Origin of the sequence: Streptomyces sp. SID9727, assembly GCF_010550605.1 — a bacterium.
In the GTDB taxonomy this organism is placed as follows: domain Bacteria; phylum Actinomycetota; class Actinomycetes; order Streptomycetales; family Streptomycetaceae; genus Streptomyces.
In genome coordinates this window covers 1-13,864 of the sequence record NZ_JAAGNI010000248.1, presented here as the reverse complement: position 1 = coordinate 13,864, position 13,864 = coordinate 1, and the positions used below count along the sequence as shown (strand labels likewise).

At 73.0% G+C, this 13,864-nt stretch carries 13 protein-coding genes; 8 read left to right on the top strand and 5 right to left on the bottom strand.

All coding sequences use genetic code 11. The features are described from left to right. Window positions 1-23: 23 nt before the first annotated feature. Entirely contained in the window at window positions 24-572 is a 549-nt protein-coding gene (locus G3I41_RS16040; RefSeq protein ID WP_164400893.1) for a DUF1062 domain-containing protein, read from the bottom strand. A gap of 294 nt (window positions 573-866) precedes the next feature. Here G3I41_RS16040 and G3I41_RS16035 point away from each other — a divergent pair, with 294 nt between their 5' ends. Both G3I41_RS16035 and G3I41_RS16030 read left to right on the top strand, forming a co-directional pair. Then, entirely contained in the window at window positions 867-2,129 is a 1,263-nt protein-coding gene (locus G3I41_RS16035; protein ID WP_203601154.1) for a PQQ-binding-like beta-propeller repeat protein, read from the top strand. Window positions 2,130-2,301: 172 nt separating this feature from the next. Continuing rightward, window positions 2,302-3,450 (top strand): serine hydrolase domain-containing protein, encoded by a 1,149-nt coding sequence (locus G3I41_RS16030; protein WP_164400892.1) that lies wholly within the window; start codon window positions 2,302-2,304, stop codon window positions 3,448-3,450. A 62-nt stretch (window positions 3,451-3,512) separates the two neighbouring features. On the opposite strand, the gene G3I41_RS16025 is transcribed toward G3I41_RS16030, so the two are convergent. Continuing rightward, window positions 3,513-4,451, bottom strand: a complete 939-nt coding sequence (locus G3I41_RS16025) for a serine hydrolase (RefSeq protein ID WP_203601152.1) — start codon at window positions 4,449-4,451, stop codon at window positions 3,513-3,515. Between the two features lie 209 nt (window positions 4,452-4,660). Here G3I41_RS16025 and G3I41_RS16020 point away from each other — a divergent pair, with 209 nt between their 5' ends. From G3I41_RS16020 to G3I41_RS16005, 4 genes are all read left to right on the top strand, one after another. Next, on the top strand, window positions 4,661-4,981 hold the full coding sequence (locus tag G3I41_RS16020) for a hypothetical protein (RefSeq protein ID WP_164400891.1): 321 nt from the start codon (window positions 4,661-4,663) through the stop codon (window positions 4,979-4,981). A gap of 23 nt (window positions 4,982-5,004) precedes the next feature. After that, a complete protein-coding gene (locus G3I41_RS16015; protein ID WP_164400890.1) occupies window positions 5,005-5,505 on the top strand; it encodes a GNAT family N-acetyltransferase in 501 nt (166 codons plus the stop codon). A 69-nt stretch (window positions 5,506-5,574) separates the two neighbouring features. Next, window positions 5,575-6,267 (top strand): GntR family transcriptional regulator, encoded by a 693-nt coding sequence (locus G3I41_RS16010; RefSeq protein ID WP_164400889.1) that lies wholly within the window; start codon window positions 5,575-5,577, stop codon window positions 6,265-6,267. Next, a complete protein-coding gene (locus tag G3I41_RS16005; RefSeq protein ID WP_164400888.1) occupies window positions 6,264-7,574 on the top strand; it encodes an MFS transporter in 1,311 nt (436 codons plus the stop codon). Before G3I41_RS16010 ends, G3I41_RS16005 begins: the two co-directional genes overlap by 4 nt. A 75-nt stretch (window positions 7,575-7,649) precedes the next feature. Here the strand turns inward: G3I41_RS16005 and G3I41_RS16000 are convergent, their stop codons facing one another. After that, window positions 7,650-8,474 (bottom strand): maleylpyruvate isomerase family mycothiol-dependent enzyme, encoded by an 825-nt coding sequence (locus tag G3I41_RS16000; RefSeq protein ID WP_164400887.1) that lies wholly within the window; start codon window positions 8,472-8,474, stop codon window positions 7,650-7,652. Between the two features lie 179 nt (window positions 8,475-8,653). Between G3I41_RS16000 and G3I41_RS15995 the strand changes: the two genes are divergently transcribed. Further along, on the top strand, window positions 8,654-9,448 hold the full coding sequence (locus tag G3I41_RS15995; protein ID WP_164400886.1) for a carbon-nitrogen family hydrolase: 795 nt from the start codon (window positions 8,654-8,656) through the stop codon (window positions 9,446-9,448). Between the two features lie 63 nt (window positions 9,449-9,511). On the opposite strand, the gene G3I41_RS15990 is transcribed toward G3I41_RS15995, so the two are convergent. Further along, window positions 9,512-10,003, bottom strand: a complete 492-nt coding sequence (locus G3I41_RS15990) for an LURP-one-related family protein (protein ID WP_164400885.1) — start codon at window positions 10,001-10,003, stop codon at window positions 9,512-9,514. A gap of 64 nt (window positions 10,004-10,067) precedes the next feature. On the opposite strand from G3I41_RS15990, the gene G3I41_RS15985 reads away from it, so the two are divergent. After that, a complete protein-coding gene (locus tag G3I41_RS15985; RefSeq protein ID WP_164400884.1) occupies window positions 10,068-11,873 on the top strand; it encodes an NHL domain-containing thioredoxin family protein in 1,806 nt (601 codons plus the stop codon). A gap of 43 nt (window positions 11,874-11,916) precedes the next feature. On the opposite strand, the gene G3I41_RS15980 is transcribed toward G3I41_RS15985, so the two are convergent. Then, on the bottom strand, window positions 11,917-13,864 hold a 1,948-nt coding region (locus G3I41_RS15980), incomplete at its 5' end, for a tetratricopeptide repeat protein (protein WP_164400883.1).

The window sequence follows — 13,864 nt, the reverse complement described above, 5'->3', positions numbered from 1 at the left end:
CGCCGCCTCACCGCTTCACCGCCTCACCGCTTCAGCAGAAAGCCGAAGTCCGTCGTCGTCCGCCCGGTCAGGCGGACCGGCGAGACGAGGTTCCCCTCGGCCAGCAGGTGTTCCGCCCCCGCCCGGGAGAGGCCGAAGCCGTCCGCGATCAGGCGCAGCGGGCGGACGGGGACGGGGGCTTCGAAGCGGACGGACACCTCGGCCACCTCGCGGTCCAGGTGATCCGCGCCCCCGGTGTCCAGGCGCCAGGCGCCCGTCCAGTCGAGGGCGATGCGGTTGCGGCGCCGCACGACGCCGTCCTGAAGGAGTTCGCCCGCCAGGGACGGGTCGTTGGCGTGCATCCGGTCCAGCAGCTCAGGTCGTACCGAGCGGACGTGCGCGCGCTCCAGGATCGTGACCTTGGTGGTGTCCCCGCACCCCGTGCAGAGCGCGAGGAGCCAGGCGTCGAGCAGCTTGTGGTGCGCGTTGACGCGGAACTTGCCGTGCGCCCGGAAGGTGCCGGACGCGCAGGCGTGGCAGCGGCGCAGGACGAGGGGCAGGCGTGTGGGCATGACGGCCCAATGGATGAGCACAGGTGTACACCGGTTTCCGTGTGAGAAATCCGCAGCGGGAAGCGGCACGGCGCACAGGGTGCGACGCGCGGCCGTTCAGCAGTGGGGAGGTCTCACGCGATGTACAACGGAACGCCCTTCCGGGGGACGGCGGATGCGGGGCCGCACCGCGCACGGCAGGGGCCCGGCTGGACGGTAGTGGGCCGGGCCGGGGGATTGCCACCGGATTTCGGCGGGCGGCCTCGGCGGCCAAACACCCCAGCCCTTAGGGTCGTTGTCATCGCAGAGAGCGCGAAGAGTGAGCCAGGGGGAGCGATGGGCGGGAGAGGGACGGCACGCCGATGGGGCGTCGTCACGGCCGGGGCCGTGGTGGTGGCGGTGTCGCTGACCGGCTGCGGGGGCGGCGGTGACGTGGCGCCCGGCGCGAAGGCGACCGAGGAGCCCAGGGCCGGCGGGGGCTCGGAGAAGCCGGCGCGGCGCGCGTACGACCCGCCCGTGCGCTTCGAGGGGAACGCGGTCGACCTGACGGGCTCCGGGCAGCCGAGCACGTCGAGCGGAGAGGCCCTGCGGCCCGCGGTGACGCTGGTGGACGGGGTCGCGTACGTCGACGACGAGGGCGGGATCAACGCGATCGACACCCGGACCGGCGACTCCCGGTGGTACGCGGAGACGAAGTACGAGCCGGAGCGGGGCGGCTTCGGAACCGAGCGGGTCGCGCCGCTGGTGTCGGACGACGGCCGGACCGTCTACGCCGCGTGGTGGCGCCAGGTGCCGGGCGAGGGCACCATGCCGGACCGGTCCGTCATCGAGGTGCTGGCCGTCGACACGGCCACCGGCAAGCGGACGTGGTCGGCCGAGATCCCGCCCGACCCCAGCTCCACCGGGCTCGCCGCCATCGCCATCGGCGCCGACGGGAACCTCGCGCCGCAGGTCGTCGGGGTGGACGCCGGTACCGCGATCGTCACCTCCGCGGACACCACGTACGCCCTCGACCCCGCCACCGGGGCCGTGCGCTGGAAGAAGGGCGACTACCGCGCGCTGAACCTCGCCGAGGGCGTCGTGGCCGGCGGCGAGGAGACCGGGTACGCCAAGGGCCGGCTGCTGGGCGTCGACGCGGAGACGGGGAAGCGGCGGTGGACCGTGGCCGACGCCCGGCAGCCCGCCCACGCCGCGCCGAAGCTGCTGAGCGCGAACCTCGGCGACCGCTCGGTGGTCGTGGACGCGGTGACCGGGCAGACGCGGGTGAGCTTCGACAGCCGGGACTGGCGGTGCCTGGACGACGCGAGGTCGCTGGTCGCGTGCTCCAAGCACGGGTACCGCGCGTCGGACCGCGGGATCGTGGTCTTCGACGCCACCACGTTCCGGCACACGTGGGTGCTGCCCGACCACTCCGGACGGTCGGTGCCGAAGGTCACCGGGTTCTGGCACGGCGCCCTGTACGGGGAGGTGGGCGAGCGGCCGGTCGTTCTGGACGGCACCACGGGCAAGGACCGCGAGACCGAGCCGAACGCGGCGCCGATCGAGATCGACCGGTACGGCGGGGTGGAGGGGACGCGGTTCATTCCGGCCGCGGGCTGAGGAGGGCCTGCGGGGCGGCCGATGCGGGGGAGAGCCCCCGCATGGTCCGGGGGGTGGCCGTTACGGCACCCCGGGGGGCCATGGGATGGCCCGGCCCCCCTGTGGCTGGTGCGATGGGGGTCCGCCACCGGCTACGGCGTACCACCGTGCCGGCCCAGAGAAACGGATCATCATGCGTGCATTACTACGGCGACGCCGGGGCATCGCCGTCCTGGCCGGTCTGACCGCCGTCCTCGTCACCACAGCGGCCGGGCTGCCCGCGACGGCCGCACCACCGCACCCTGCGGACGCGCTCCGACGGCAGGTCGACGCGATCCATGAGACGGGGGCTCTGGGCGTGCTGGCCGAGGTGGCCGGGCCGGACGGCCGGTCGTCCGCACGCGCCGGGGTGGCCGTGGCGGGCACCAGGAAGCCCATGCCCTGGAACGGCAGATTCCGGATCGGTAGCGCTACCAAGACCTTCACCGCCGCGGTCGTCCTGCAACTCGTCGGGGAAGGCCGCGTGTCCCTGGACGACACCGTCGAGCGGTGGCTGCCGGGCGTCGTCCAGGGCCACGGCAACGACGGGCGTCTCATCACCGTCCGACAGCTGCTGCACCACACCAGCGGTCTCAGGGAGGTGGCACCCGAGGTGGCGGCGCTGAACAGCGCGGCAGGTTACCGCGCCGAGCGGTTCCGTACGTACACCCCGGACGAACTGGTCCGGCTCGCCGTCAGCGACGCACCCAAGTTCCCGCCCGGCGAGGGGTGGTCGTACTCGAACACCAACTACGTTCTCGCCGCGATGATCGTGGAGAAGGCCACCGGCCGGAGCTGGGCCCATGAGGTGGAGGCGCGCATCATCCGGCCGCTGGCCCTGAGCGGCACCTCCGTGCCCGGTGCCTCTCCTCTGATCCCCGGCCCGCACGCGCACGGCTACGCGGCGTTCGGCACCGAAGAGGTCACCGACGTCACGGCACTCGACCCGAGCATGGCAGTCGGCTCCGGTGCGGTCGTCAGCACGGCCCACGACCTGAACCGCTTCTACGCCGCGCTGCTCGGCGGCAGGCTGCTCGCGCCGGCGCAACTGGCCGAGATGACCGACGCGGAGTACGCGCCCGAGCTCCGCGCGGGCTACGGACTGGGCCTCGCCGAGATCCCGCTGAGCTGCGGCGGGACCTTCTTCGCGCACCGGGGCGAGCTGCTCGGCTACACCACCTGGGCCGGTGCCGCACGGGGCGGCGGGCGCAGCGCGGCGGTCTACATCAACAGCGACGGCGGCCCGGGTACGGAGGAGGCCATGCTCGCGCTCATGGACCAGGAGCTGTGCGAGGCGCCCTGACGCCGGGAAGGCAAGGGGCCCCGCACGCGACGGCGTGCGGGGCCCTGCGCGTACCGGACGGGCTACTTCTTGAAGCCGTAGTCCATCAGCTTCTTCGCGTCCGACGTGCGGTTGGTCTCCGACGACGAGGTCAGGACCGTGCCGATCACCGTCTTGCCCTTGCGGGTCGCGGCGAAGACCAGGCAGTACTTGGACGCCGGGCCGGAGCCCGTCTTCACGCCGATCGCACCGCTGTACGTGCCCAGCAGCTTGTTCGTGTTGGTCCACGACATGTAGCGGTAGCCGCCGCTCTTCGTCGTGACCTTCTGCTTGGTCGACTTCGTCTTCACGACCGTGCGGAAGGTGGAGTACTTCATCGCGCTGCTCGCGAGCTTCGTCAGGTCGCGCGGGGTCGAGTAGTTGGACCCGTTCCCTATGCCGTCGAACGAGTCGAAGTGCGTGTTCTTCAGACCGAGGGTCTTGGCGGTGCTGTTCATCTTGCCGATGAACGACTTCACCCGTGCCGAGCGCGTCTTGCCGGAGCCGAACTTGTCCGCCAGCGCGTACGCGGCGTCGCAGCCCGACGGCAGCATGAGGCCGTAGAGCAGCTGGCGCACGGTGACCTTGTCGCCCACGATCAGCCGCGCCGAGGACGCGCCCTTGGAGACGATGTAGTCGCTGTACGCCTTCTGGATCGTGACCTTGGAGTCCAGGTTCAGGCCCTTCTGGGCCAGCACCACGCGCGCGGTCATGATCTTCGTCGTCGAGCCGGTGGAGCGGCGGGTGTCCGCGGCCTTGGTGAACAGCGTCTTTCCGGTGCCGTTGTTCATCACGAAGCCGCCCTTGGCGACGATCGAGGGCGCCTTGGGCGCGGCGGCCCGCGCCTTGGCGAAGTAGGGCGCCTTGGGCGCGGCGGCCTGCGCCGTGGAGGCGAACGCACCGCCCGCGATCAGGGCGCCCGTCGTGAGGGCCACCGTGGCGGTTGCCGAACCGCGCCTTATGCCCTTAATGCCGAGTTTCAAGTTGAACGCTCCAAATGCCCCTGGAAGGCGGCCACATGAGGGTGCCGCCGCTCTGATAAGACGAACGACCGCGCCGCTTGGTTGGGCCCACGCGTGGGTGATTTTTTACGACATCCAGGGGCGGCGGGGCGTTCGCGCGGCGATGGCGCGCGGTGGCCAGGGACTACGATCGGCGTCACATCCGAGCGCCCCAGAGGCCGGAGGCAACCGTGGACGATGTCGTGCGTGCGCAGGAGTCCGTCAGGGCATACGGCGAGCTCCTCGCCCTCGCCGAGCGCCTGGAGGCGTTGCGGCAGCTGGGCGAGAACGGGGTCGAGGCGCATACGACGGCCGCGCTGCACGCGGTCCGCTTCGCCGCGACGATCCTGTGGCGGACCGTGCCGGACGTGCCTGAGCCGGGCTACCGGCAGGATGAGGAGCGCCTGCTCGAACTGGCCGCGCACTGGCGTGAGGCGGCGCTCGGCCTCGGCGAGTTCGCGCCCCAGCGCCCGGCGCTGCGGCTGGTGGAAAACGACGGGTCGTCCGCGTAGCGGCTGGGATAGCGTCCCCCGGCATGACGCCCTCCCTGCGCAGCGAACGCCTGGTCCTCGAACCGTATGTGCCCGCCGACGAGGAGGCGTTCGTCGCCCTCTTCCTGGACCCCCGCGTCTCCCGGTGGATGGGCGACGGGCCCTGGCCCGAGGAGCGGTACCGGACCACGTTCTCCCGCATCTTCACGCACGCCTACGGCAGCGGGGGCTTCGACGTCTGGGCCGTGCGCCGGGACGGCCGGACGGTCGGCCACGCGGAGATCAAACCGGCGAAGGCCGTCGAGGGGTACGAGCTGGTCTACGGCCTCGCGCCCGAGGCGTGGGGCCAGGGGCTCGGCACCGAACTGGCGCGGACGGTCGTCGCGTACGGCTTCGAGGTGCTGGACCTGGACCAGGTGTACGCGACCGTGGCCGAGCCCAACGCGGCCTCGCTGGCGGCCCTGCGGAAGGTGGGGTTCCGGCACGTCGGGGACATCGCCGAGGAGGACGGGAGCACGACGCTGCTGCTGGCGCGCGAGCGGTAGCGGCCCGGCCCCTCGCCCACATCGTGGACGGCGGGACGCTTGCGTGCATGTTGTATCTATGCTGTACGCATGCCAGCCCCCGCACCCTCCACGTCCCCCGGTCCCGCTCCCCTCACCCCGCCCGCGAAGCAGCCCCCGGCCGCCGAGCGCGTCTACACGCACGTCAAGGACGCCGTCCTGGACCGCCGCTACGAGGGCGGCACCCTGCTGACCGAGGGCGGTCTCGCCGAGGCCGTGGGGGTCTCGCGCACGCCGGTGCGCGAGGCGCTGCTGCGCCTCGAGGTCGAGGGGCTCATCAAGCTCTACCCGAAGAAGGGCGCCCTGGTGCTCGCCGTCTCCGCCCAGGAGATCGCGGACGTGGTGGAGACCCGGCTGCTGGTCGAGGAGTTCGCCGCCCGCAAGGCGGTGCCCGCGTCCCCGCAGCTGATCAGCCGGCTGGAAGCGCTCCTGGAGGAGCAGCGGCACTACTCCGACGCCGGCGACCTGGCCACCGTCTCCGTCAAGGACCGCTGCTTCCACGCCGAGATCGTCCGCCACGCGGGCAACGAGATCCTGTCCCGCCTCTACGACCAGCTGCGCGACCGCCAGCTGCGGATGGGCGTCGCCGTGATGGAGGCCCACCCGGACAGGATCGCCGCCAACATCGCGGAGCACGGCGAGCTGCTGGAGGCGATCAGGTCCGGTGACGCGGAGTTCGCCGCCCAGGTCGTGCGCCGCCACGTCGGCCGGGTCAAGGTGCTGGTCCGGGGTGAGGACCGGTGAGTTCCGCCGCCGCGCCCACCCTGCCCCTGCCCGGTGACCCGCCCGGCGGCCGGCGTGCCGTCAGGATCTGGGGCATCGGCGTCGCCGTCTACTTCGTCGCCATCATCTTCCGGACCAGCCTCGGTGTCGCCGGACTCGACGCCGCCGACCGGTTCGACGTCAACGCCTCGGCGCTCTCCACCTTCTCGATCCTCCAGCTGCTCGTGTACGCGGGCATGCAGATACCCGTCGGCCTGATGGTCGACCGGCTCGGCACCAAGCGGGTGCTGGCCCTCGGGGCCGTCCTGTTCACCCTCGGCCAGCTCGGCTTCGCGCTCTCCCCCACGTACGGCACGGCGCTCGCGTCCCGGGCGCTGCTGGGGTGCGGCGACGCGATGACGTTCATCAGCGTGCTCCGGCTGGGGACGCGCTGGTTCCCGGCCCGGCGCGGGCCGTTGATCGGCCAGGTCGCCGCCCTCTTCGGGATGGCGGGCAACCTGATCTCCACGCTGGTGATCGCCCGTGCCCTGCACGGCTTCGGCTGGACGACCACCTTCGTCGGCAGCTCGCTGGCCGGGGTCGTGGTGCTCGTGCTGCTCCTCCTCTTCCTCAAGGACCACCCCGAGGGCTACGAGCCGCCGCCCGCCCAGCACGCCGGCGGGGCGTACGTGCGCAAGCAGATCGCCGCCTCCTGGCGGGAGCCCGGGACCCGGCTCGGGATGTGGGTGCACTTCACCACGCAGTTCCCGGCGATGGTGTTCCTGCTGCTGTGGGGCATGCCCTTCCTGGTCGAGGACCAGGGACTCGGCCGGGGGACCGCCGGTGAGCTGCTGACCCTGGTGGTGCTCTCGAACATGACGCTGGGGCTCGTCTACGGGCAGGTGATCGCCCGTCACCACGGGGCCCGCGTCCCGCTCGCCCTCGGCACGGTCGGCGCGACGGCCACGCTGTGGGCGGTGACGATCTTCCACCCCGGCGACCACGCGCCGATGTGGCTGCTGGTCGTCCTGTGCGTGGTGCTCGGGGCGTGCGGCCCGGCCTCGATGATCGGCTTCGACTTCTCCCGCCCGGCCAACCCGCCCGAGCGCCAGGGCACCGCGTCCGGCATCGTCAACATGGGCGGCTTCGTCGCCTCGATGACCACGTTGCTGGCGGTCGGCGTGCTGCTGGACGCGACCGGTGACAACTACCGGGTGGCGTTCTCGTCGGTCTTCGTCCTGGAGGCGCTGGGCGTCGCGCAGATCCTGCGGCTGCGCGCGAGGGCGGCACGCCGCGAGCGCGACCACCACGTGATCAGCCGGGTGGAGGCGGTCCACGTGCCGGCGTGATCCGGCCCCGGACGGCGGCGCGCCCGTCCCCCGTCGCGGGGGCGGGCGCCGCTGCGTGCCGGGGTTCTCGTGGTGTTACGGGGTGACGGCGAAGTGCTGGAGGATGGCGTCGGCCAGTTCCTGGTCGCCCTCGGTCTTGACCCGGTCCGCGACGGCGGCGGGCCGCACCCGGCCGCAGGCCAGCCGTACGTACGTCTCCCAGTCCATGGACAGCGTCGCGGCGGGCCCGAGCGACGGGGCGACGTCCAGCGAACCGTGCCCCTCGGCGTCGATCCGCACGGTGCGCATGAACTCCAGCGGCCCGTGCACGTCCAGCACCACGGCGGAGTCGGCCGGTGCGCCCGCCCTCTTGGCCACCACCTTCGGCAGCCCCAGCAGCAGGACGTCGCGGGTGACGAGCGCGCCGGGGGAGTCCAGGTTGCCGGGCCTGCCCAGGGCCGTCCGCAGGTCCTGCTCGTGCACCCAGACGTCGAACGCGCGCATCCGCAGTGCCGTCTCCAGGGTCTGCTCGGCGCCCAGCGGTGCCCGCACCATGGTCTCCGGGTCCCGCGTCTCGTTCCGCAGCTGCCGGGAGCGGCGGATGACCGTGTACTCCAGCTCGGAGGTCATCTCCGGCGCGGTGTGGTGGCGCCGGACGTCGACCTGCATCTCCATGTAGCGGGCGAACTCGCTCTGCACGTGGAACAGGTCGCGCGGCAGGGTGTGGATCGGACGCGGGTCGCCGAGCTGCTCGCACTCCATCCCGATGATGTGCGACACGATGTCGCGCACGGACCAGTTGGGGCAGGGGGTGCGGCCGTTCCACTCCCCCTCGGCGAGCGGGCTCACCAGCTCGGCTATCGACTCGATGGAGTGGGTCCAGGCGTCGGCGTAGGTCTGGAGGCTGGGATGGACGGTCACGGGACCCCTCGTGCGGTTCTGCGGTGCATGGGCAACTGGGCGCGGACGGTCGGGCTGCGGGCTGCGGGCGGCGATGAGGTTCGGTGGCTAAGTTACGCTGCGAGCAGGCACCCCGGCAGTGCTTTCGTGTGACGATCGTAGGCCGGTGTTGACGGCTCGAATGCCAGGACGGTGGTAGTGTGCGCGCCTCCCTCATCCAGATCGCAGTAGACCCGGACGAACCCGTCGATTCCCGTAGGGAACGCGCCGCCTCACTGGTGGCGTCGCAGCGGGGCGCGGACCTGGTGGTCCTCCCCGAGTTGTGGCCGGTCGGAGCCTTCGCCTACACGGCCTTCGAGGACGAGGCCGAGCCGCTGACGGGGCCGACGCACCAGGTGATGGCCAAGGCCGCCGCCGAGGCCGGGGTCTGGCTGCACGCCGGCTCCTTCGTCGAACGGGCCGAGGACGGCACCCTCTACAACACCACGCTCGTCTTCTCCCCCGAAGGCGAGCGGGCCGCCGCCTACCGCAAGATCCACCGCTTCGGCTTCGACCAGGGCGAGGCCGTCATGATGGGCGCCGGCGAGGACCTGGTCACCGTTCCCCTCCCGGAGACCACGCTCGGCCTGGCCACCTGCTACGACCTCCGCTTCCCGGAGCTCTTCCGGGGCCTGGTCGACGCCGGCGCCGAAACCCTGGTCGTCGCGGCCGGCTGGCCGGAGCGCCGCCGCGCCCACTGGACCCTGCTCGCGCAGGCCCGCGCCGTCGAGAACCAGTCGTACGTCCTGGCCGTCGGCTCCGCCGGCACCCACGGGGGCATCCAGCAGGCCGGCCACTCCCTCGCCGTGGACCCGTGGGGCGAGGTGCTCGCGGAAGCGGGCGCGGGCGAGGAGGTGCTGACCGTGGAGCTGGACACCGCCAAGGTCGCGGCGACCCGGGAGCAGTTCCCGGCGCTGAAGGACCGGCGACTCGGGCTGGCCGCGCCCACGGTCTGACGCGCGAAGGGCCCTGTTCACGGTTTCACGTGAAACAGGGCCCTTCCCGCGCGGGGCGCGCGGTCAGTCGTCGTGGTCCTTCTCCGCGAGCACGATCACGCACACCGCCACCGCGATCAGCAGCGACGCGTCGGCGTCGTCCCGCACGATGTCGATGCCGTAGGTGTCCCGGACGGACAGCCAGCGCCGGGAGATCTGGGCCAGCAGCTCGCCGTCGTAGTCGATCGCGAACTCGCGGTCCAGGATCTTGCCGCTGACGTCCAGCTCGGTGCCGTCCGCCAGGGTCACGCGGTAGTGGTTCCGCAGCAGCGAAAGGTGCTTCTTCTTGACCTTCGCGAGCTGTTCGCCGTCCCGCTCGATCAGCATCGTGTCGCGCAGGCTCAGGAGCTTCTGGCGGATCTCCACGAGGATCCGGCCCTGCGCGTCCTTCAGCTCGAAGGTGTCGCGCACCCGCATGGCCTTGCCGTCGACCAGGAAGACCTTGCGGCCGTCCGCGTCCTCGATCCAGTAGTCGTCACCGATGCCGAAAATGCGCTCGCGCACGAGAAGTCTCATGGCTCACAGGTTCCCGGAGCCACCTCTGGAATGCGGGAACGCCACGGTGCTGTTGACTGTTCTCATGGCAACACGTGCACGCGTCAGGGCCCCCGAACTCATCGGCAAGGGCGGCTGGCTCAATACAGGCGACCGGCAGTACACCCTCGCTGACCTGCGAGGACGCATCGTCATCCTCGACTTCTGGACCTTCTGCTGTGTGAACTGCCTGCATGTTCTCGACGAGCTGCGCGAGCTGGAGGAGAAGCACCGCGACACCGTCGTGATCATCGGTGTGCACTCGCCGAAGTTCGTGCACGAGGCGGAGCACCAGGCCGTCGTGGACGCGGTCGAGCGGTACGAGGTCCACCACCCGGTCCTCGACGACCCCGAGCTGGCCACCTGGAAGCAGTACGCCGTACGCGCCTGGCCCACGCTCGTCGTCATCGACCCCGAGGGCTACGTCGTCGCCCAGCACGCCGGCGAGGGCCACGCCCACGCCATCGAGAAGCTGGTCGAGGAGCTGGAGGCGGAGCACGCGGCGAAGGGCACCCTGCGGCGCGGCGACGGTCCGTACGTGGCGCCGGAGCCGGTGGCCACGCATCTGCGGTTCCCGGGCAAGGCGCTGCTGCTCGCGGACGGCGGCTTCCTGGTCTCCGACACCACCCGGCACCGGCTGGTCGAGCTGGACCCGGACGGGGAGACCGTGCGCCGGCACTTCGGGACGGGTGACCGCGGCTTCGCGGACGGCGGGCCGGACGAGGTCCGGTTCAGCGAGCCGCAGGGGCTCGCCCCGCTGCCCGACGGACGGATCGCGGTCGCCGACACGGTCAACCACGCCCTCCGCGCCCTCGACCTCACGACCGGGACCACGACCACTCTCGCCGGCACCGGCCGCCAGTGGTGGCAGGGGGCGCCCACCAGCGGCCCGGCCCGCGAGGTGGACCTCTCCTCGCCGTGGGACGTCGCCTGGTTCGGCGGCCGGCTCTGGATCGCCATGGCCGGCGTGCACCAGCTGTGGACGTACGACCCCGAGGACGGCACCGTGCGCGTCGCGGCCGGGACCACCAACGAGGGCCTGGTCGACGGACCCGGCCCGGAGGCGTGGTTCGCCCAGCCGTCCGGGCTCGCGGCGACCGAGGAGCGGCTGTGGGTCGCCGACTCGGAGACGTCCGCACTGCGCTGGGTCGACCGCGAGGGCGCCGTGCACACCGCCGTCGGCACCGGTCTCTTCGACTTCGGCCACCGGGACGGCGCAGCCGGCCAGGCCCTGCTCCAGCACCCCCTCGGCGTCACCGCCCTGCCCGACGGGTCCGTCGCCGTCTGCGACACGTACAACCACGCCCTGCGCCGGTACGACCCGGCGAGCGGTGAGGTCACCACCCTGGCCACGGACCTGCGGGAGCCCAGCGACGCCGTACTGGTGGACGGCGACCTCGTCGTCGTGGAGTCCGCCCGGCACCGGCTGACCCGGCTGCGGCTGCCCGAGGAGGCGGTACGCGTCGCCGAGCAGGCGCACCGCACCCAGCGGGCCGCCACCGAGGTCGCCCCCGGTGCGCTCCGGCTCGACGTCGTCTTCCAGGCACCGGCCGGGCAGAAGCTGGACACCCGGTACGGTCCCTCGACGCGGCTGCTGGTCTCCTCGACCCCGCCCGGGCTGCTGGCCGAGGGCGAGGGCGCGGGCACCGACCTCTTCCGCGACCTCGTCCTCGCGGAGGGCGTCACCGAGGGTGTCCTGCACGTCTCCGCGATGGCCGCGTCCTGCGACGACGACCCCGCCAACGAGTACCCGGCCTGCCACGTCCACCAGCAGGACTGGGGCGTCCCCGTCCGCGTCACGGAGGGCGGAGCGGCCCGGCTGCCGCTGGTGCTCGCGGGCATGGACGCATAGGGGGACACGGCGGACGCCTGTGCGTCGGCGGGAGCGGCCCGCCTCAGCCGTCCGCCGTCAGGCGGCGGGCCGCCTCGGTGCGGCGGCGTACGTGGTCCGGGCTCGCCGTCACCCGGAGCAGCGCCTCCAGGGCCCGGAGCGCGCCCTCGTCGTAGCCGGCGCGCTCCGCCTCCGTGGCCGCCTCGTCCAGGAGCCGGATGCCTTCCTCCTCCGCGCCCAGGGCGAGGCGGGCCTCGCCGCTGACGGACAGCAGCAGCACCCGGCGGGCCGCCTCCTCGTGCTCGGGGCCCAGGTCGAAGGCGGTCCGGGCGGAGTCCAGGGCGTCCTGCGGGCGGCCCGCCGACAGCTGCATCCGGGCCAGGTGCTGGAGCGCGAGCATCTCCGTGTGCGCGTCGGGCTCCTCCCGGGCCAGCCGGAGGGCCCGTTCGCAGCCCTCCATCGCCAGATCCAGCCCGCCCTGCTCGGCCTGCACGATGGCCAGGTTGATGAGCGCGGTCGCCTCGCCGAGCCGGTCGTCGGCCAGCCGGGCGAGACCGGGCGAGGGTTCGAGCATGGCGACGGCCTCACCGGTCCTGCCCTCCTCCGTCAGCACCCAGCCGAGCAGATTGCGGACCCGGGACTCGGCGTACGGGTCCTCGCGGGCGGCGGCCGCCGCCAGGGCCAGTTCCAGCACCGGGGTCCAGCCGTCCCGCACCCGCCACACCACGTGCGGCCACTGGAGCAGGATGATCCGCCAGGCGCGGTCGTCGAGCCCGGCGGTCCGGGCCGCGGCGGCCGCCAGGGTCAGGTCCTCGCGCTCGGCGGCCAGCCAGCTCATCGCCTCCGCCCGGTCCGTGAAGTCCCGGGTCGCGGCCGGCGCGCGGAAGTCGTCGGGCAGCACAAAGCAGGGCTCGCCGCCCGGTTCGGCCGTGTCGGCGGCGGCGAGCGCGGTGGCGATGTAGTGGTCCAGCACGCCGATGAGCGCGTCCGGCGCCGCGGCCGGGTCGAGTCCCCGTGCGTACAGCCGCACCAGGTCGTGCAGTATCCAGCGCCCGGGGCCCGCCTCCGTGACCAGGTGGGCGGCGGCGAGCCGTTCCAGCGCAGCCCCGGCGGAGACCGGGTCGCTGCCGGCGAGCGCCGCCGCGGTGTACGGGTCGAAGTGGCTGCCCGGGTGGTGGCCGAGCCGGCCGAGGTGGTGGACGGCGTCCGGCGGCAGCTGCCGCACGGTGAGCCGCAGGGAGGCCGAGACGCCGGTGTCCTCCACGTCCAGATAGGACAGCCGGCTGCGCTCGTCCGCGAGTTCGTCGGCCATGGCGGCCAGCGTCCACTGCGGGCGGCCCGCCAGCCGGGCGGCCGTCACCCGCAGCGCGAGGGGCAGTCCGCCGCACAGATCGGCGAGCCGCCGGGCCGCCACCGGTTCCGCGAGGACCCGTTCCTCGCCGAGCACCCCGGCCAGCAGCGCGGTGCCGTCCGGCGGTTCGAGTATGTCCACCGGGACCGGCACGGCGGCGTCCGAGGCGATCAGCCCGTCGAGCCGGTGCCGGCTGGTGACCAGCGTGACGCAGTCCGCGCCGCCCGGCAGCAGCGGCCTGACCTGCGCGGAATCGCGGGCGTCGTCCAGTACGACGAGGAGGCTGAGCCGGTCGGTGAGCGAGCGGAACAGCGCTGCCGCTCCGGCCACGGACTCCGGCACCCGGCGGGGCGCGACGCCGAGCGCGAGCAGGAACTCCCTCAGCACTTCGAGCGGGGTCGGCTCGGCGGCCTCGCCGAATCCGCGCAGATCCGCGAAGAGCCTCCCGTCCGGGAAGGCGGCGGGGGACCGGCGCGCCCAGTGCAGTGCCAGCGCGGTCTTGCCGACCCCGGCCGGTCCGGTGACCAGACAGACGGGCGCCTCCCCGGCCGCCGCCCGCGACAGCGCGGTCAGCTCGGCCCCCCGCCCGTGGAACCCGCGCGGCGCGCGGGGCAGCAGATCGGCGACGGGCGCGGGTGCGCCTGCGGTGTACGGGGAGGGC